The 14,566-nt window shown below is 68.3% G+C and carries 15 protein-coding genes and 2 pseudogenes; 11 read left to right on the top strand and 6 right to left on the bottom strand.

All coding sequences use genetic code 11. The features are described from left to right. Positions 1 to 922, top strand: a 922-nt coding sequence (locus tag KVT44_RS50300; RefSeq protein ID WP_368857611.1) for an amylo-alpha-1,6-glucosidase, incomplete at its 5' end; no start/stop codon positions are given. 116 nt (positions 923 to 1,038) lie between these two features. Here KVT44_RS50300 and KVT44_RS50295 read toward each other — a convergent pair. Both KVT44_RS50295 and KVT44_RS50290 read right to left on the bottom strand, forming a co-directional pair. Beyond that, a complete protein-coding gene (locus KVT44_RS50295; RefSeq protein ID WP_308314362.1) occupies positions 1,039 to 2,403 on the bottom strand; it encodes a site-specific integrase in 1,365 nt (454 codons plus the stop codon). Between the two features lie 709 nt (positions 2,404 to 3,112). After that, positions 3,113 to 3,286 (bottom strand): hypothetical protein, encoded by a 174-nt coding sequence (locus tag KVT44_RS50290; protein ID WP_212726464.1) that lies wholly within the window; start codon positions 3,284 to 3,286, stop codon positions 3,113 to 3,115. Between the two features lie 95 nt (positions 3,287 to 3,381). On the opposite strand from KVT44_RS50290, the gene KVT44_RS50285 reads away from it, so the two are divergent. After that, a complete protein-coding gene (locus KVT44_RS50285; protein WP_217575278.1) occupies positions 3,382 to 3,582 on the top strand; it encodes a hypothetical protein in 201 nt (66 codons plus the stop codon). A 38-nt stretch (positions 3,583 to 3,620) separates the two neighbouring features. On the opposite strand, the gene KVT44_RS50280 is transcribed toward KVT44_RS50285, so the two are convergent. Next, a complete protein-coding gene (locus tag KVT44_RS50280; RefSeq protein WP_217575276.1) occupies positions 3,621 to 4,205 on the bottom strand; it encodes an HD domain-containing protein in 585 nt (194 codons plus the stop codon). 12 nt (positions 4,206 to 4,217) lie between these two features. After that, positions 4,218 to 5,344, bottom strand: a pseudogene (locus KVT44_RS50275) (helix-turn-helix domain-containing protein). A gap of 109 nt (positions 5,345 to 5,453) precedes the next feature. Here KVT44_RS50275 and KVT44_RS50270 point away from each other — a divergent pair. From KVT44_RS50270 to KVT44_RS59285, 9 genes and pseudogenes are all read left to right on the top strand, one after another. Further along, complete coding sequence (locus KVT44_RS50270; RefSeq protein ID WP_217575274.1) at positions 5,454 to 6,017, top strand: hypothetical protein; 564 nt, start codon at positions 5,454 to 5,456, stop codon at positions 6,015 to 6,017. Then, positions 6,017 to 6,421, top strand: a complete 405-nt coding sequence (locus tag KVT44_RS50265) for an ATP-binding protein (protein ID WP_217575272.1) — start codon at positions 6,017 to 6,019, stop codon at positions 6,419 to 6,421. Before KVT44_RS50270 ends, KVT44_RS50265 begins: the two co-directional genes overlap by 1 nt. Before the next feature lie 173 nt (positions 6,422 to 6,594). Further along, positions 6,595 to 6,810: a hypothetical protein gene (locus KVT44_RS50260; protein WP_217575270.1), complete on the top strand. Its 216-nt coding sequence runs from the start codon at positions 6,595 to 6,597 to the stop codon at positions 6,808 to 6,810. 242 nt (positions 6,811 to 7,052) lie between these two features. After that, positions 7,053 to 7,838, top strand: coding sequence for a radical SAM protein (locus tag KVT44_RS50255; protein WP_254650979.1), 786 nt, complete (start codon positions 7,053 to 7,055; stop codon positions 7,836 to 7,838). A gap of 34 nt (positions 7,839 to 7,872) precedes the next feature. Continuing rightward, positions 7,873 to 8,172 (top strand): hypothetical protein, encoded by a 300-nt coding sequence (locus tag KVT44_RS59290; protein ID WP_254650978.1) that lies wholly within the window; start codon positions 7,873 to 7,875, stop codon positions 8,170 to 8,172. 1 nt (position 8,173) lies between these two features. Continuing rightward, positions 8,174 to 8,377: a hypothetical protein gene (locus KVT44_RS50250; RefSeq protein WP_217575291.1), complete on the top strand. Its 204-nt coding sequence runs from the start codon at positions 8,174 to 8,176 to the stop codon at positions 8,375 to 8,377. A 99-nt stretch (positions 8,378 to 8,476) separates the two neighbouring features. After that, positions 8,477 to 8,962, top strand: coding sequence for a hypothetical protein (locus KVT44_RS60860; RefSeq protein WP_308314361.1), 486 nt, complete (start codon positions 8,477 to 8,479; stop codon positions 8,960 to 8,962). Positions 8,963 to 9,001: 39 nt separating this feature from the next. Then, positions 9,002 to 9,349, top strand: a complete 348-nt coding sequence (locus KVT44_RS60855) for a GNAT family N-acetyltransferase (RefSeq protein ID WP_308314360.1) — start codon at positions 9,002 to 9,004, stop codon at positions 9,347 to 9,349. 1,124 nt (positions 9,350 to 10,473) lie between these two features. Continuing rightward, positions 10,474 to 10,629, top strand: a pseudogene (locus tag KVT44_RS59285) (IS5/IS1182 family transposase); the annotation flags it as partial. Positions 10,630 to 11,110: 481 nt separating this feature from the next. Here KVT44_RS59285 and fumC read toward each other — a convergent pair. Together fumC and KVT44_RS50225 are read right to left on the bottom strand one after the other, a co-directional pair. Then, positions 11,111 to 12,583, bottom strand: a complete 1,473-nt coding sequence (gene fumC, locus KVT44_RS50230; RefSeq protein WP_217575268.1) for a class II fumarate hydratase — start codon at positions 12,581 to 12,583, stop codon at positions 11,111 to 11,113. After that, positions 12,580 to 14,277: an NAD-dependent malic enzyme gene (locus KVT44_RS50225; protein ID WP_302832225.1), complete on the bottom strand. Its 1,698-nt coding sequence runs from the start codon at positions 14,275 to 14,277 to the stop codon at positions 12,580 to 12,582. Before KVT44_RS50225 ends, fumC begins: the two co-directional genes overlap by 4 nt. Positions 14,278 to 14,566 lie beyond the last annotated feature (289 nt).

Raw genomic sequence — 14,566 nt, 5'->3', positions numbered from 1 at the left:
GTCCCTGTCCTACATCGACCACAGCGGCACCGGCCGGGCCAACCAGGGCTGGAAGGACCCCGGGGACGCCGCCCGGTTCGCCGACGGCCGACTCGCCGAAGCGCCCCTGGCTCTCGCCGAAGTACAGGGCTACGCCTGCGAGGCGGCCCTCGCCGGGGCGGCACTCCTCGACGCCTTCGACCTGCCGGACGGCGAACGCTGGCGGACCTTCGCGGCCGGCCTCGCCGACCGGTTCCGCGCCCGGTTCTGGGTATCCGACCAGCAAGGCCCCTACCCCGCCATGGCACTCGACGGCTCGGGCCGCCCCGTCGACTCCGTCGCGAGCAACATGGGCCACCTCCTGGCCACCGGCATACTCAACGCCGACGAGACCGCCACCGTCGCCGCACGGCTCGCCGCCCCCGACATGTCCGACGCCTACGGGCTGCGCACGATGTCGTCCCAGTCCGGCGGCTTCGGCCCGCTGCGCTACCACTGCGGCACCGTCTGGCCGCACGACACCGCCATCGCCGTCACCGGCCTCGCCCGCACCGGACACCCCGAAGCCGCCGCCCGGCTCATCAAGGGCATCCTCGCCGCAGCACCGGCCTTCGACTACCGACTGCCGGAACTGTGGGGCGGCGACGCACGCGCGGACACCCCCGCACCGGTCCCCTACCCGGCCGCCTGCCGGCCACAAGCCTGGTCGGCGGCATCAGCCATCGCCCTCATGACCGCACTGACCGGACTGGAACCAGACGTACCCGCCGGCCGCCTCCACCTCCGGCCGACAGGCTCACTCCCCGTCGGCGCGCTGACCATCGCGGGGCTCACCGTCGCGGGAGAACGGCTCGACGTCACCATCGGCACCGACGGCCGGATCGAATCGGTTTTGGCACCTGCGGGACTGATCGTCGAGGAACATCCGGCGCCGCGGGTCTGAGGGCCCGCCAGCCGCCGAATGATGTGCTCGAATGCCGTACGGATGTCGCCCTGCCCGCTGAGCACGAGATGGTCGTGCAGGAAGACGAGAGGAGTGTCAGTCTTTTTTTTCGGTGGTCATGGATGCTTCCGCTGAGGCAAGCCGAGGTTCACCGGTCCGCTGGGGGATGAGGTGTCGATCTGGATGATCTTGGACTGAGCGCCGGCCAGACTGACGCGGAACCCTTCGATCTCGCCGAGCCAGCCCTCTCCTTCCGCTTCGGTGATGCGGTCAACGAGGTTGTCTCGAAGTTCCACAAGTCGACCGCGCTGGGCGGGATCGGGGCGGAGGAATGAGCAGCGGACGCAGGCGTGCTCGTGAACGCAGGCGGTGCCGTAAGCGCGGGCGCAGGTGCCGACTGAGAGCTTGCGGCGTTCGAAGTGGCCGAGGAAGTCCTCCCACTCGGCATCGGTGGGGGTGCGGTACTCCTCGGCAGGTCGCGGCGATCGGCGGCGGGCGATGAATGCGCGATGGGCCTCAATGGTCTCGTCCGGGTAGATCGCGTTGTAACCCATCGTGGTGTTGATGTTGGCGTGGCCGGCGATGACCTGCGCGATGTGAGGCGGGAGGCCGGAGCGGATGGCGTCGGTGATGAATAGACGGCGGAAGTCGTGCGGGGCGAAGACCAGAGGCTGGCCGGTGAAGTCGGTGAGGCCGATGAAGGCGAGGATCTCTCCCAGCGCGCTGCGGATGAACTCGCCCGACATGCGGGATCTCTCGCCCCCTCGGTCCCACCGGAACAGCAGCGGGGACGGCGGGTTCCAGACGCGTTCCTCATAGTCGTAGGCGGACAGGAGCGGGATGGCTCCGGTCCGCGGGTCGCGGACGCGTCGGACGATGGTGGCCTGGACGTCGGCCAGTTCTGGGCTGACGAGCACGACTCGCTCCTGATCGGTCTTGGACGGAGCGATCTGCAACAGTGGGACGATCTCGCCGGTGGTAGGCAGCCGGTTCATTGCGTGATGGCTGATCTCCAGCATCTCCTCGATGCGGGCGCCAGTGTGGCGGAGGAACTCCACCGCGGCCCAGGCCCAGAACGCGCGATGCTCGGCCTGGCCGAAATGGCGAAGAGTGCCCTGCTCGTCCCGCGCGGCGGCGGTCGTCGCGTTCTTGGTACGGACGAAAACAGCGTCGCTGACGGTGAAGGTGGCACCAGGAGGGACGGCGAGCAGGGCCTGAAAACGTGCCGATTGCTGGCCGTGGTGATCGGCCGCAGCCCGGACGAAGGTCTCCAAGACGGGCAGCCGCTCGCGCGTTCGCCGGTACATGCGGGCCTTCCGCCGCTTGACACGCTTGCGGTTGGAGACTTCAGCCTCCTTGATCGGACGGGGCGCTGCCCAAGGTCCCCACCGGGCGGGTTCCTCGGCCGCCCAACGAGCGATGTCCAGGTAGAGAGCCTGCACCGCCACGAGCAACTGGTCATCTCGCCGGCCAGATGCCACCCGCCGTCCTCAGCCACGTCCTCGGCGTCGGTATCGCAGCCGCCACTCAATGGGCCGAAGCCGCCGGCAGCGCGCGGTCGAACTACGCCGCCGACCTCAGCTGGCGCCAACAAGACGCCGGAGAGGAAGCCAAACGTCCGGGCTGACCCGCAGGCATGCGCGGATCCGGTCCCTTTCGTCTTGCAGTTGAGAGCCGACCTGGTCCCCGGGCCCGGCTGGTCCAATCCCTGACAGACGCGGTTCAAAGGGCCCGGTCCGTGGCCACTGGGAAATATGTTGCCGATCAGGTGGGGCTGAGGCAGTGCTGTGCACCAGCCGGACGATCTACGCAACCATCGACGGTACGTGCGCGTTGGGTCCTGTTTCGCTCACGATGTGGCCATAGCTCGTGCCGCTGTCCGTGGATTGCTGGTAGGCCCATTCAGCTCCTGCTTCAACGGGCCTGTCAGCGACGGGCTCGCGGGGGATGGAGCATGCGCGGGGCCGGGGGCGGAAGGCTGTGGACCACATCGGTCATCGGCCCCGGCCGTTCGGGGGACGCACGGGCCGCCTCCAGCGCGGCTCCGTCCCGCCGACCGCCCAGGGGGCATCGTTGACCCCGGAGCGGTTGCGCGCGGGAGGCGTGGCGGCCTCTCGTGCTGACGTAGGCGTCGAGCCGGTGGACCGTTGCGGGGACGGGCGATTGGCCCATCCCCGCTTTCGACCGACGTCAGGCCGCTTTGGTCACGTCGTCGCGCGAGAGGGCCGTCCACAGCGAGAGCAGGCGCCGGTACCTCTCGGCGCGCTCGGTGGAGGCCGGTTCGTCCATCAGGCTGCGGATGCGGTCGTTGACCTCGTTGAGGGCGTGCGGCACCTGGCCGTCAGGCCCGGGGGAGTGGGACATACCCTCACCGTACGGGGAGGGTCTGACAATCGAGACGCGTGTTCTATTCTTTGTTCGAGGCGATGAGCGCTCGTCGCCCAGATGAGGACGCAGACATGACGACCCCAGTGCCACCGATCACGGAGCCCGACCCCAGCACCATGATCTGCCCTGGTAGTCACGTCGGCCTGTGTGCGGGATGCCAGCGGCAGGCCTGGCGGTACGGCCCTGCCGGGCTCCCGCTGTGCACCTGGTGTTTTGCCGCGCAGCGGGAGAAGTGGGGCAGCGGGGTGCGGTTCACCAGCACCCGCGGGTAGCCCGGCCTTGCCCGAGGTCGGCAAGGCCGGACCGCGCGTCAGCCCTGCTTCTCGCCGAGCGCCGAGCGCAGCCAGTCCAGCGAGCCGGTCTCCAGGACCGCATCCGCCAGGGCGTTCCCCGCCTTGGTGACGATGCGGCCGCGGCTGTTGTCGATCCAGCGCTGTGCGTTCTCGTAGCCCTGGGCCTTGTACTCGATGCCCTGGATCATGCACTCCAATTTGTCTGCGTCGCGGGCGCAGATCGCCTCCGGGGAGTCCTTGGCCTCGTACTCGGCGACCAGCTCGGTGAGAGCCTCGGCCAGGATGCCCGGCATGCCGGCGACCTGGTCGGCCGTGATGTCGCGAGGGTCGGCCTCCCCGGCCGTGTACTTCTTGCCGAGGTGGTTCACGTCACCGGTGCGCGTCTCTCCAGTGTCGTGCCACACGGCGAGGAACGCCGCCCGCGCCGGGTCCGCGCCTTCGAGCTTGGCAATGATCGTCGCGATCAGCGCAGTGCGCCAGGAGTGCTCTGCCACTGTCTCGGGCTGGCGTACACCCGCCATCCACCACCCGGTGCGAGCAGTGTGCTTGAGCGTCCCCGCCTCGTACAGGAAGTTCGCCACCGCTGACAGCTCCTCTGCCACCTCGGACTCCTCTCACGCCTCAGCGAGGCGGATTGCGTACTGGATGCTCTCCAGCTCCCGGCGAGCGCGCGCCGACAGCTCCCGGCTATCCAACATCACAGTGAGGCGGTCGCGTAGAGCGCGGCCTGCTGCACCGGATCGCGGCAGGTTGGGGCGGATCTGGAGAAGAGACCACACGCCGTGGACGTTCAGGTCCACGTACCCGTGATGCGAGGCGAGGCCAGCAGAGAGGTGCGTGAGGAGCCGTTCGCCAGGCCATGGGCCGGGTGAACGGCGCGCGATGAAGTCGTCGGACAACTCCAGGTGCGGGGTCTCCCCGAGCCAGTACGCCCAGTAGTTGAGGTTCGCGGCCTCGCCCGCCTCGTCACCTGTGAGGTCGTTGTCGATGAAGTAGTTCATGCGGTCGCGGTCGCCTTGCCGGGCGGCGACTGCCGCGACGGAGCGGCTGTTGAGCCAGCGGGTGAGTCAGTCTTGGGGCCGCTCGATGCTCTGCTGGTAGGCGAGCCATTCCGAGGTGTCGGCCTGGTGGTCGTATCCGGAGAGGTAGAGGGCCTGGCGGCGGAGCAGGAACTGCTGCTGGCCACGGGCCTGCTCGGCCGTACGGCGCATCTGCCGGAAGAACGTAGCCCGGTCGCCCCACGGCAGCTCGGGCCCGGCGGGCGCGGGGCCTCGGCGTGGCCGGGGAGGCGAGGGGAGCTCACGTACGGGCTGAGGCGCTACGCCGTTGAGGGGCCAGGCCAGCACCTCGACCAGATCGCGTTGTATCACCCAGGCCCCGAGTGGGCTCCCTCGACTGCGGCCTCGTCGTCTAACGCGCTCGCGAGGAGCACGTCCGCTTCGAGGGCGCGCTCAAGGGCTTGGAGGAGAGCGGGCGCGGTGCCCATCTGCATGAGCCGGTGGCGGTGCATGAGCATCTGCCCGGAAGGCACAGCGGTGAGGGGGTGGCGTCCGGTTTCCCAGCCGGCGATCGTGTCCGCGCTGACTTTTAGGAGTTCGGCTGCCTCCTCCTGAGTGCGCCCTTGCTGCTCTCGTATCACGCGAAATACGTAGCCCGAGATGACGCCCGCGCGGGGGCGACTGGATGAACCCTGACTGCCGGTCAGGGTGGGTGGCGAACTCGGCCGCATGACTGCCCCAATCCCGGTGACTGACGGCAACCTACCTGTGCTCCCGGTCACTTCAGCAGCTGAGCGAGGGTTTCTACCGTCGTAGTCATCACCGGACGAGCCTAGTAGGGAGGCTCTCCGCATGTGCTCCGATGCTGAAGCCCGCGCCCCGATGGAGGCGGCCCCCGGGGTGATGGTCCACCCCGGGCAAGACCGTGACCTGGCGGTGGAGCACTGGTTGTGCTGTGCCTCGCGGGAGCCGCGGGAGCCGCGGGAGGCGCGTCAGGCCTGGCGGGATGAGGAAACGCCACTGCTGCGATGCGGCATCCTGTTCACCGCCGTCAGCCTCCCCGGCTACCCCATCCACAGTGTGGCCGGGAGCACGGAACCCGCCGAGGTGGACGCCTTCCTGGCCCAAGCCCTGGAGGGAGGCCCGGTCATCGCGTCGGGCGGCCTCATGCGGTACTGGGCGCTGGTGCCTCCTACTGCCGTCGACGGGTGGACGGACCCGGCCAGCGAGTGCCTCACACCCGGGACCTTCCTAGGGGTGCCACCTATCCATCGGAAAACGCGCCAGCCGGGCCTGTCGTACTGGTCGGTGTCCATGGACAGCCCAGCCGTCCTCTGCTCTACAGGTCTCGTCAGTCGGCTGTCCCGGATGGGGCAGACCGTCCACCGCGCCCAACTCGACCGTGAGGGCGCCTGATGAGCAGAGCCCGCCTCGCCGGCGCACCGGTAATGAGTGAGATGCTGCCACGCGAGCTGGAGTCCGTTCCCGTCGCGCGTCACGTCGTCCGCGACATCCTCGACCACTGGGATCTGCCCGAGCTCGCGCAGGACGCGGAAACCGTGATCTCCGAGCTCGCCACCAACGCCATCCTCCACGCCCGAATGGCCGCGATCCGCATAACCGTCACCCGCGTCGACGAGCGCACCGTGCGCCTGGCCGTCATCGGCAGAAGCCGCGTCCTGCCTGTGCTCCGGTCACCGGACACAGATGACGTGCACGGGCGCGGCATGGGAATCGTGGATGCCCTCACCAGGTGCTGGGGCACGGACCGGCTCCCGTGGGGGAAGCGCGTGTGGGCCGAGCTGCGGGACCAGCGGTGAGGGGCGGCTACGGACGCCGATGGCGTAGGGGGGCGCAGATGCCCGCCCCAGCTTGCCCGGCCGGCCAGGTCCTCTGCACGCTTTCCGTCGCCGCGCTCCTTGCCGCACTCATCTACGGCATCGCCACGAGGTAGCAGCCACCCCGCCCGCCACTCCCCACGACGAGGACCCTCATGAAATCTCAGCCCTCCAGCGGCAACCGCACCCCCGTACAGGTTGTAGCGATCAGCATCGGCGCCTCCGGCATCCGGGTCCGCGCCGACGGACGTACGGGGCGCGAGGCGTGGCGGATTATCCGGCAGCGGCATCCCGGGGCGGTCTGGGCCGCTGCGGCGTACGCCGCCGTCCTGGTGCTCGTAGCTTCCCTGGGCGTCACGTCCCTGTTCTGACCTTCCTGTTTTTGACTCCCGCCCTTGGCCGGTCGTGGCACCGGTCCCCAGCCCGGACCTGCAGCCTGCCCTGTCTGGTACCCGGCCAGGGGTGGGACCCACGTCCCGGCTGGTCCTCCGTGGGGGAGTGACGGCAGTCCGGGACAACGGGCCCCGGCCGTCACCGAGACCGGCGATCGGGGCCGGGCCCCTCACTTTCCGCCCCGGCCGAACGGAGCGGACAACCCCCGACGGGAGACCTCATGCACTCACTGATCACGAGCCCGTTCCTGGAACAGCACATGCTCGTACGGCCGGGAAGCCGCGGCGGAGCCCCCCTGCCCGCGCCCCGCTACGAGGAGCTGCGCTCCCTCGATCCCGCCGAGCCGGCCCCGGCCTGGCTCGCGGAAACCGTCCGGGACCAGTGGGACGACCTGGACGTGGCGGGCCGCCCGACTGGTGAGTACCTGCTCGTCCGGCAGCCGTCCGTCTGGGGCTACTCAAAGGCGAGCTGGGAGGTCAACCTCGGCTGCAACTACGCCTGCAAGCACTGCTACCTCGGACTCAAGGTCAACTCGGGCATGCCGCTGGAAGAGAAACTCCAGTGCCTGGAGGTCATGGCCGAGGCCGGGGTGCTGTTTCTCCAAATCACCGGCGGTGAGCCGACCATCGACAAGGACTTCATGCGGTCCTACCGCAGGGCGTTCGAGCTGGGCATGATGCTCACGCTCTCCACCAACGGATCGCTCCTGTGGCGCGAGAACCTGCTCCGCCTCTTCGATGAGTGTCCGCCCTACCGCGTCACGGTCTCCATGTACGGCGCGACCAAGGCCAGTTACGACGAGCTGACGCAGCGGGACGGCGCCTGGGACCTGTTCGTCCAAGGAATGAACGCCGCCCGCCGGGCTCGGCTGCCGCTGCGCATGAGCATCATCGTCACCGAGGACAACGCGCCGGAAGAACAGGCGATGGTCGACCTCTGCGAGCGGTGGGGCGTGGAGTACAACGTCTTCACCAACATGACCCCCACCATCTACGGGGGGCGGTGAGGTCCTCACCGCGCAGTCCAAGGACCACTTGCGGATGCGGAAGCCGTTCACCGGCTGCAACGCCGGCCACACCTTCTTCCACACCGACCCGCACGGGCAGGTGTCCATCTGCAAGATCGGCCGCGACGACCAGATCAGCCTCCCCCGCCAGGGGATCCAGGGCCTCGCCCGGCTGGGTGCGATCGCGGACCGCCTCATGCTTCGCACCGGAGGCTGCTCAGGTTGCCAGCTCTCCGGTTCCTGCACCGTGTGCAGGCCCCTGGCCAAGCACTACCAGGAGGCGAAGGCACCACTCGCAAGTTACTGCCGGCACGGAAAGAAGAAAGCAGGCTGAAATGACCGCTGTAGCAGTCGAGATCTCCCCGAGGCGCCCGCTGCCCGACGACGGGCCCACTCAGAGCGGAGGCCTGCCGTACTTCACGCGGCCCGTCCTCGCCGCCGCCCCGCCGGCCACCGAGATCACCGTCATCACCGACATGGACGAGGTCATGGACAGCGTGAAGCGCTCGTGCAACGCGGGCGACGACAACCCCCACTGACCGGATCCGATCTGCGTCTGACCCGGTCCTGAATGCGCAGGCCCCGGCGTGTTGGCGCTGGGGCCTGCGGCAGGTGCGCGGCATGGGTAGCGTGCGAGCATGCGCTTTCACTGGGGTTGGATCGAGCCCGTGATGCCCGTGCCGTACGTGCCGACTCTCGGCCCTGTCCGTCGAGAGGACCCGCTCCCCGGCCTGTTCGAGGCAGTCGTGGAGGTCGCCGGAACCGGCCGTTTCCTTCCGTACGACAAAGACCGCCGCTGGTCCGACACCAAAGTCGAACGCGTCCTGGCCGACGCCATCGAGCATGACCGCCGCCAGACCCTCGTGCCCACGCTGGTCGAGCGCGGTGCCGGCATCGTGAAGGCCCACGTGTACGGGCTTGGCCCGGACAGCCTGTCCGCTGGCGCCGACCTGGCTCGGAAGCTTGCTTCCGTCCACGGTGCCGCCAAGGCTCGGGTGGTCTGGTTCCTCGGCCCCGACCAGCCCGAGGCGTACGCCCAGGGTGTGGGAACCCGCGTTCAGCTCAAGGACTTCAATGACGGACCTGGACAGGCTCCGGACGTGCCGGTCCGCGAGGACAAGTAGATTTCCGAGGAGGCCGGTTTCGGTGCCTTCGCCGAGCAGATGGCGGCTGACGAGTTCGCGTTCCTGCACGAGCAGATGCGCGCCGGGACCGTCGGCCCCGTCCTCACGGTCCTGCACGACGGTCGCGTGGCCGGCGCCATAGGCCCGATGGAGACCATGGCCGACGCCAGCGGAGCCGCTCGCATGCTGCCCCAGTACTTCGGCGTGCTGCCGCAGTACCGCGGCTGCGGCTATGGACGGGCCCTGTGGCGTGCGGCGATGCGCTGGGGGCACCAGCACAGCGCCGCGTATCAGCTGCTCCAGACCGAGGTAGGAGGCGCCTCTGACCGCCTGTGCGCGGCCGAGGGGCTGACGTCGCTGGGGTTCGTCAACCAGAGGGATGTGTGACGCCAGCCGACCGGCTGGACGAGGTCCGCGAGCGGGTGGGGGCTCAGCCCGAGATCTACGGCATGTGCTGAGGCGGCAGCCCTTGCTCAACTGCGCCTGAAAGGTACGGAATTGTGATGACTTGTTCGTCCGGCCGGACGGATCATCTAGTTCGCGTGCACTAGTTCATCACGGTGATGTACAACCCCGTCTATATGTACAGACGATCGTCGTAGATTGAACCATTCCGGCTAGAGCGGGCCGGAGCGGTCGAGGCACAATGGACATGCCGAAATCGTCCAAGGTCGTTTTGTGTCGGTGCTCCCCGTCGTGCCATTCGCGGGAGGGGTGGGGCGGTTCCTGTCCTTACTCCGCAAAGTCGGGTTCGGAGCCGCAGGTGGGCTCGGCAGACCCATTGCCGGGCCCATCGGTTGTCCGGAGGCGTTGCCCGGCTGGATTGGGTTGCGCGCCCAAGCACGCGCCCATGGGCGCAGAGGTCCGGGTGGAGGCGGGGCGAAGCGGGCCGAGACGGGGAGGAATCCGCTGGTCAGAGAAACGTCGCAGGTCAGAGGGAGTGCCTTCAAGGGTTCAAGTCCGGCTCCGGGCACTTCCTCGTCTACGGAGCAGGATTCCACCCATCGCGACCCTGACCCCGCCGCACTCCCGGCAGGTCTACGGCGCCATCAGCATGGGCCCACCCTTCCAGGCGAGCGGCACCCCGCCGGTGTCTGTGCTGGGACGAACTCGCGCGCCGTGGGCGAGTGGCCGAGCGCGAAGCCTCGCTCGTGACCTCCTGGCGGCGTGGCGCGGCCCTGTCTGCCGTCATGTCGGATGGCTGGGGCTGCTGCTGTACCTGGCGGGCAACGGGCGAGGCGGGTGGGCGACAGCTTTCGGGCAACTTGGCGGTCGGTGCGGACTCGTGGAAGCCGGAGCGGGATACCGGCAGGTCAGGCATCTAAGCGTTCACGGTTCCGGTGTGGCGTTCCCATGGGAACAGGACGGCGGGCTGAAACGGCTTGATGCGGGCCGGAACGGGTCGATGCGGGCCGAAACGGTGGGCGTTTGTGCAGGTCGGATGATAACCGCAGGTCAGGGCGTCGAATGGGGCCCAGTGGCGGGGCGTTCCGGAACGGTACGAGCCGTGGGACCGGACCTATGACCTGTTCCGGCGCTGGCAGCGCGACGGCACCTGGAAGCGGATCTTCGAGCAGTTGCAGGCCGAGGCCGACGCGAAGAGCCTCATCACGTGGGACGTCGGCGTGGACTCCACCATCGCCCGGGCACGCCGTCGGGCCGCGTAAGAGGGGCGCTGCAGAAAGAGCCTCCCGGCGGCGTCGACACCGAGCCCGACGACCACGGCCTTGGACGCTCGCGCGGAGGACTGGCCACCAAGCTGCTTCTGGCGGTCGACCAGGGGCAGAAACCGCTCTTGCTGATCGTCACCGCGGCTCACCGGCACGACAGCCCTCAGTTCCAGCAGGTCCTGAAGGCCATCCGGGTGCCCGGTACCGGCCCGGGCCGGTACCGGGCACGACAAGGTCCGGGCCGATAGAGCTTACGGCTCCCGCGCGAACCGCGCCTACCTGCGCAGACGCGGCATCCTCTGCGCCATCCCGGAGAAGGCCGACCAGGTCCGCAACCCCAAGAGGCGCGGCAGCCGAGGGGGCCGACCGTTCAAGTTGGACAAGATCGACTACCGCGATCGGCACGCTCTGGAGCGCGGCATCAACCGGATGAAAAGGTACCGGCCGTCGCGACTCGCTACGACGAGCTTGCCGTCCGCTACGAAGCAGCCGTGAGGTGGACCATTTTCTTGGGGTCGACGATCCGGTCGAAGTCCTGGGCTGTGATGTAGCCGGTGGCGAGGGCGGCTTCGCGCAGTGTGGTGCCCTCGTTCTCCGCCTTGTGTGCGATCTGGCTGGCTTTGTCGTAGCCGATCTCCGGTGAGAGTGCGGTGACGAGCATCAAGGAGCGGGAGAGGTAGTCGTCGATCTGCCGGCGATGCAGTTCGACGCCTTCGATGCAGTAGGTTCGCAGCTTCTCGCTGGCGTCTCCGAGAATGCGGGCGGAGTGCAGGAAGTTGTTGATGATGACGGGCCGCATGGCGTTGAGTTCGAAGTTGCCCTGGGTGCCGGCGAAGGCGATGGCGCTGTCCTCGGCCAGGACTTGGATGCAGACCATGATCATCGCTTCGCACTGGGTTGGGTTGACCTTGCCGGGCATGATGGAACTGCCTGGCTCGTTGGCAGGCAGGGCGAGTTCACTGATGCCGCAGCGGGGGCCGGAGGCGAGCCAGCGGATGTCGTTGGCGATTTTCATCAGCGGCACGGCGAGAGCCCTCAGTCCGGCCGAAGCCGCCACCATGGCATCCAGGCTGCCTTGGGCGGCAAAGGAGTTGGAGGCCGTGGCGAACGGGTAGTCGGCCAGCTGTGCGATCTCCTGTGTCACCTGGGCACCGAAGCCTTCGGGGGCGTTGAGACCGGTGCCGACCGCGGTCCCTCCTACGGCCAGTTCGTACAGGCCCGGCAGGGTGGCCTCGATGCGGTCGATGGCGTCGGATACCTGGGCGGCGTAGCCGGACCACTCCTGGCCTACGGACAGCGGGACGGCGTCCTCCAAGTGAGTGCGCCCGATCTTGACGATGTCCCACCACGCCTGGGACTTGGCTTCCACGGCGTGTTGAAGGTCCCTCACCTTCGGGAGCATGTGCTCGTGGATCTGGCGGACGGCGGCGATGTGCATGGCGGTGGGGAAGGTGTCGTTGGAGGACTGTCCCATGTTGACGTGGTCGTTGGGGTGGATGGGTGTCTTGGACCCCAGCGTGCCGCCGGCCAGCTGGATCGCCCGGTTGCTGATGACCTCGTTGATGTTCATGTTGCTCTGCGTGCCGGACCCGGTCTGCCACACGTACAGGGGGAAGTGGTCGTCCAGCGAGCCGGAGATCACCTCGTCGGCGACGTGGGCGATCAGATCGGCCTTCCAAGCGGGCAGGCGGCCCTCGCGCCCGTTGACGAGCGCGGCGGCCTTCTTGACGTAGCCGTACGCGTGGTAGACGGCCTTCGGCATGCGGTCGTCACCGATGGAGAAGTGGATCAGGGACCGCTGCGTTTGGGCGCCCCAGTACCGGTCGGCGGGCACCTCAATGGCGCCCATCGAGTCCGTTTCGAGGCGGGTACCAGTGGCAGTGATGCCGATCGGGATGTCCCGCACCTTCGGTGGCTGCCCGGCGGCGGCGTGCTGGTCCCTGGAGGTCATGGCGACGCCTCCTTCTCGGACAGTGGTCCATAGACCGGCTGCCACATGGTGTCCTGCACGGCCTGGACCAGATCGGCCGGCTGGCGGGTGGCGACCTTGTCCTGGACTGCCGCACGTACTACCGCCACGGCTACCGTCGCCGAGGAAGCGCGCAGGTTCGCCACCGGCGGCAGCAGTGGCGCGCCGGGAGCCCTGGCGTCGACCTGCCCAGCCACCGCCTCCGCGGCGGCGAGCAGCATCCCGGCGGTGAGCCGTGCAGCTCCGGCGACGACGGTGCCCAGGCCCAGACCGGGGTAGAGCAGCGCGTTGTTGGCCTGCCCGATGACGTGGCGGACTCCGCCGTATTCGACGGGGTCGACCGGGATGCCCGTCGCCGTCAGGACCTTGCCGTCGGTCCAGGCCAGCAGGTCGGCCGGCATGGCCTCGATCTTCTCCGTGGGGTTGGACAGCGGGAAGATGATCGGCCGCTCGACGTGCTCGGCCATCGCGGTGACGACCTCTTTGTCGAAGGCGCCCGGCGTGGTCGAGGTGCCGATCAGCATGGTGGGATGGACGTGCCGGGTGGTGGTCAGCAGGTCGATGTTCCCTTGCGCCCAGCCCTGTACCTCCGAGGCCGGCCGTGCGTAGGGGGCCTGGTAGTCACGTAGGTCCGGCATGCCCTCGATCAGCAGCCCCTGCTTGTCGACCAGCCACACCCGGCGGGTGGCCTCCTTGGGCTCCAGTCCGTCGCGGACCATCGCGTCACGCAGCTGGTCGGCAATGCCCACCCCGGCCGTGCCGGCGCCGAAGACCACGACGCGCTGGTCACGGAAGGACTCGCCGGTGATCTTCAAGGCCGACACCGCAGCGGCCAGGGTGATCGCCCCGGTGCCCTGCATGTCGTCGTTGAACATCCGATAGCGGTCCCCGTACGTCTCCAGGATGCGTCGGGCATTGCCCGGCCCGAAGTCCTCGAAATGCAGCAGCGCGTTCGGATACAGCTCTGAGACCGTCTCCAGGTAGTTCTCGATGAACGAGTCGTACTGCTTCCCGCGCACCCGGCTGTGGCGCACGCCGAGGTAGAGGGGATCGTTCAGCAGGTTCTCGTTGTCGGTGCCGATGTCCATGACCACCGGCAAGCAGCGGGCGGGATGCAGCCCCGCCGCAGCGGTGTAAACGGCGAGTTTGCCCACCGAGATCTGGATGCCCTGCACACCCCAGTCGCCGATACCCAGGATCTCCTCGGCGTCGGTGACCACCACCAGATCGACCTCATCCCGGTGGAGCTGAAGTGCCTCGAACGAGCGGCGCACATCCTCCGGCCGGTCGATGGACAAGAACACCCCGCGCGGGCCCCGGTACTCGTGGCTGTACCGCTTGATCGCCTCACCCACGGTCGGGTCGTAGACGACCGGCAGCAACTCGGCAAGGTGATCTTGCAACAGCCGGTAGTACAACACCTCATTGCGGTCGTGCACCTGCTCAAGATTGATGAACTTCGCCAGATCGGTCGGCTCCTGCTGCAACTGCTCGTAGGCACGAATCGCCTGCTGGTCAAGGGTGAGCACAGCGTCCGGCAACCGGCCCGCCAGCCCGAGGCGCTCCCGCTCCTCCGCCGTGAAAGCGGTACCCCGATTGGTCAGCGGATCCAACAGGACAGAATGCGTGTGTATCGGCATGAGAACCCCTCTATGGGCATGACTCCAGCGGTCCAGCCCCTATTTCCATGCTTGACCCGTTCTCCAAGCAGTGCCACCGGGGAAGCCCGCGCATTCCGGCGCCAAGGTCCGCCGCCGTATGCCGTCGATCAGCTGCCGACGCGACCGCGCCGGCAGCCGGCTCGACTTCTTGCCCACCAGCAACGACGGCTCAGGCCAGGCCAACTGACTGATCGTCAGATCTCACGCCGCACAACGCTTGATCATCCGCAGCCGTGATTGATTTGTGTGCGCCCGCACAGAACGGCCTCAACGCTGGAGGGGCCGGGAGCGTGGTCCGCCGGCA

The sequence above is a fragment of the Streptomyces sp. GbtcB7 genome, from assembly GCF_019091445.1.
GTDB classification, from domain to species: Bacteria; Actinomycetota; Actinomycetes; order Streptomycetales; family Streptomycetaceae; genus Streptomyces; species Streptomyces mirabilis.
This window is presented reverse-complemented; position numbering and strand designations above follow the sequence as displayed.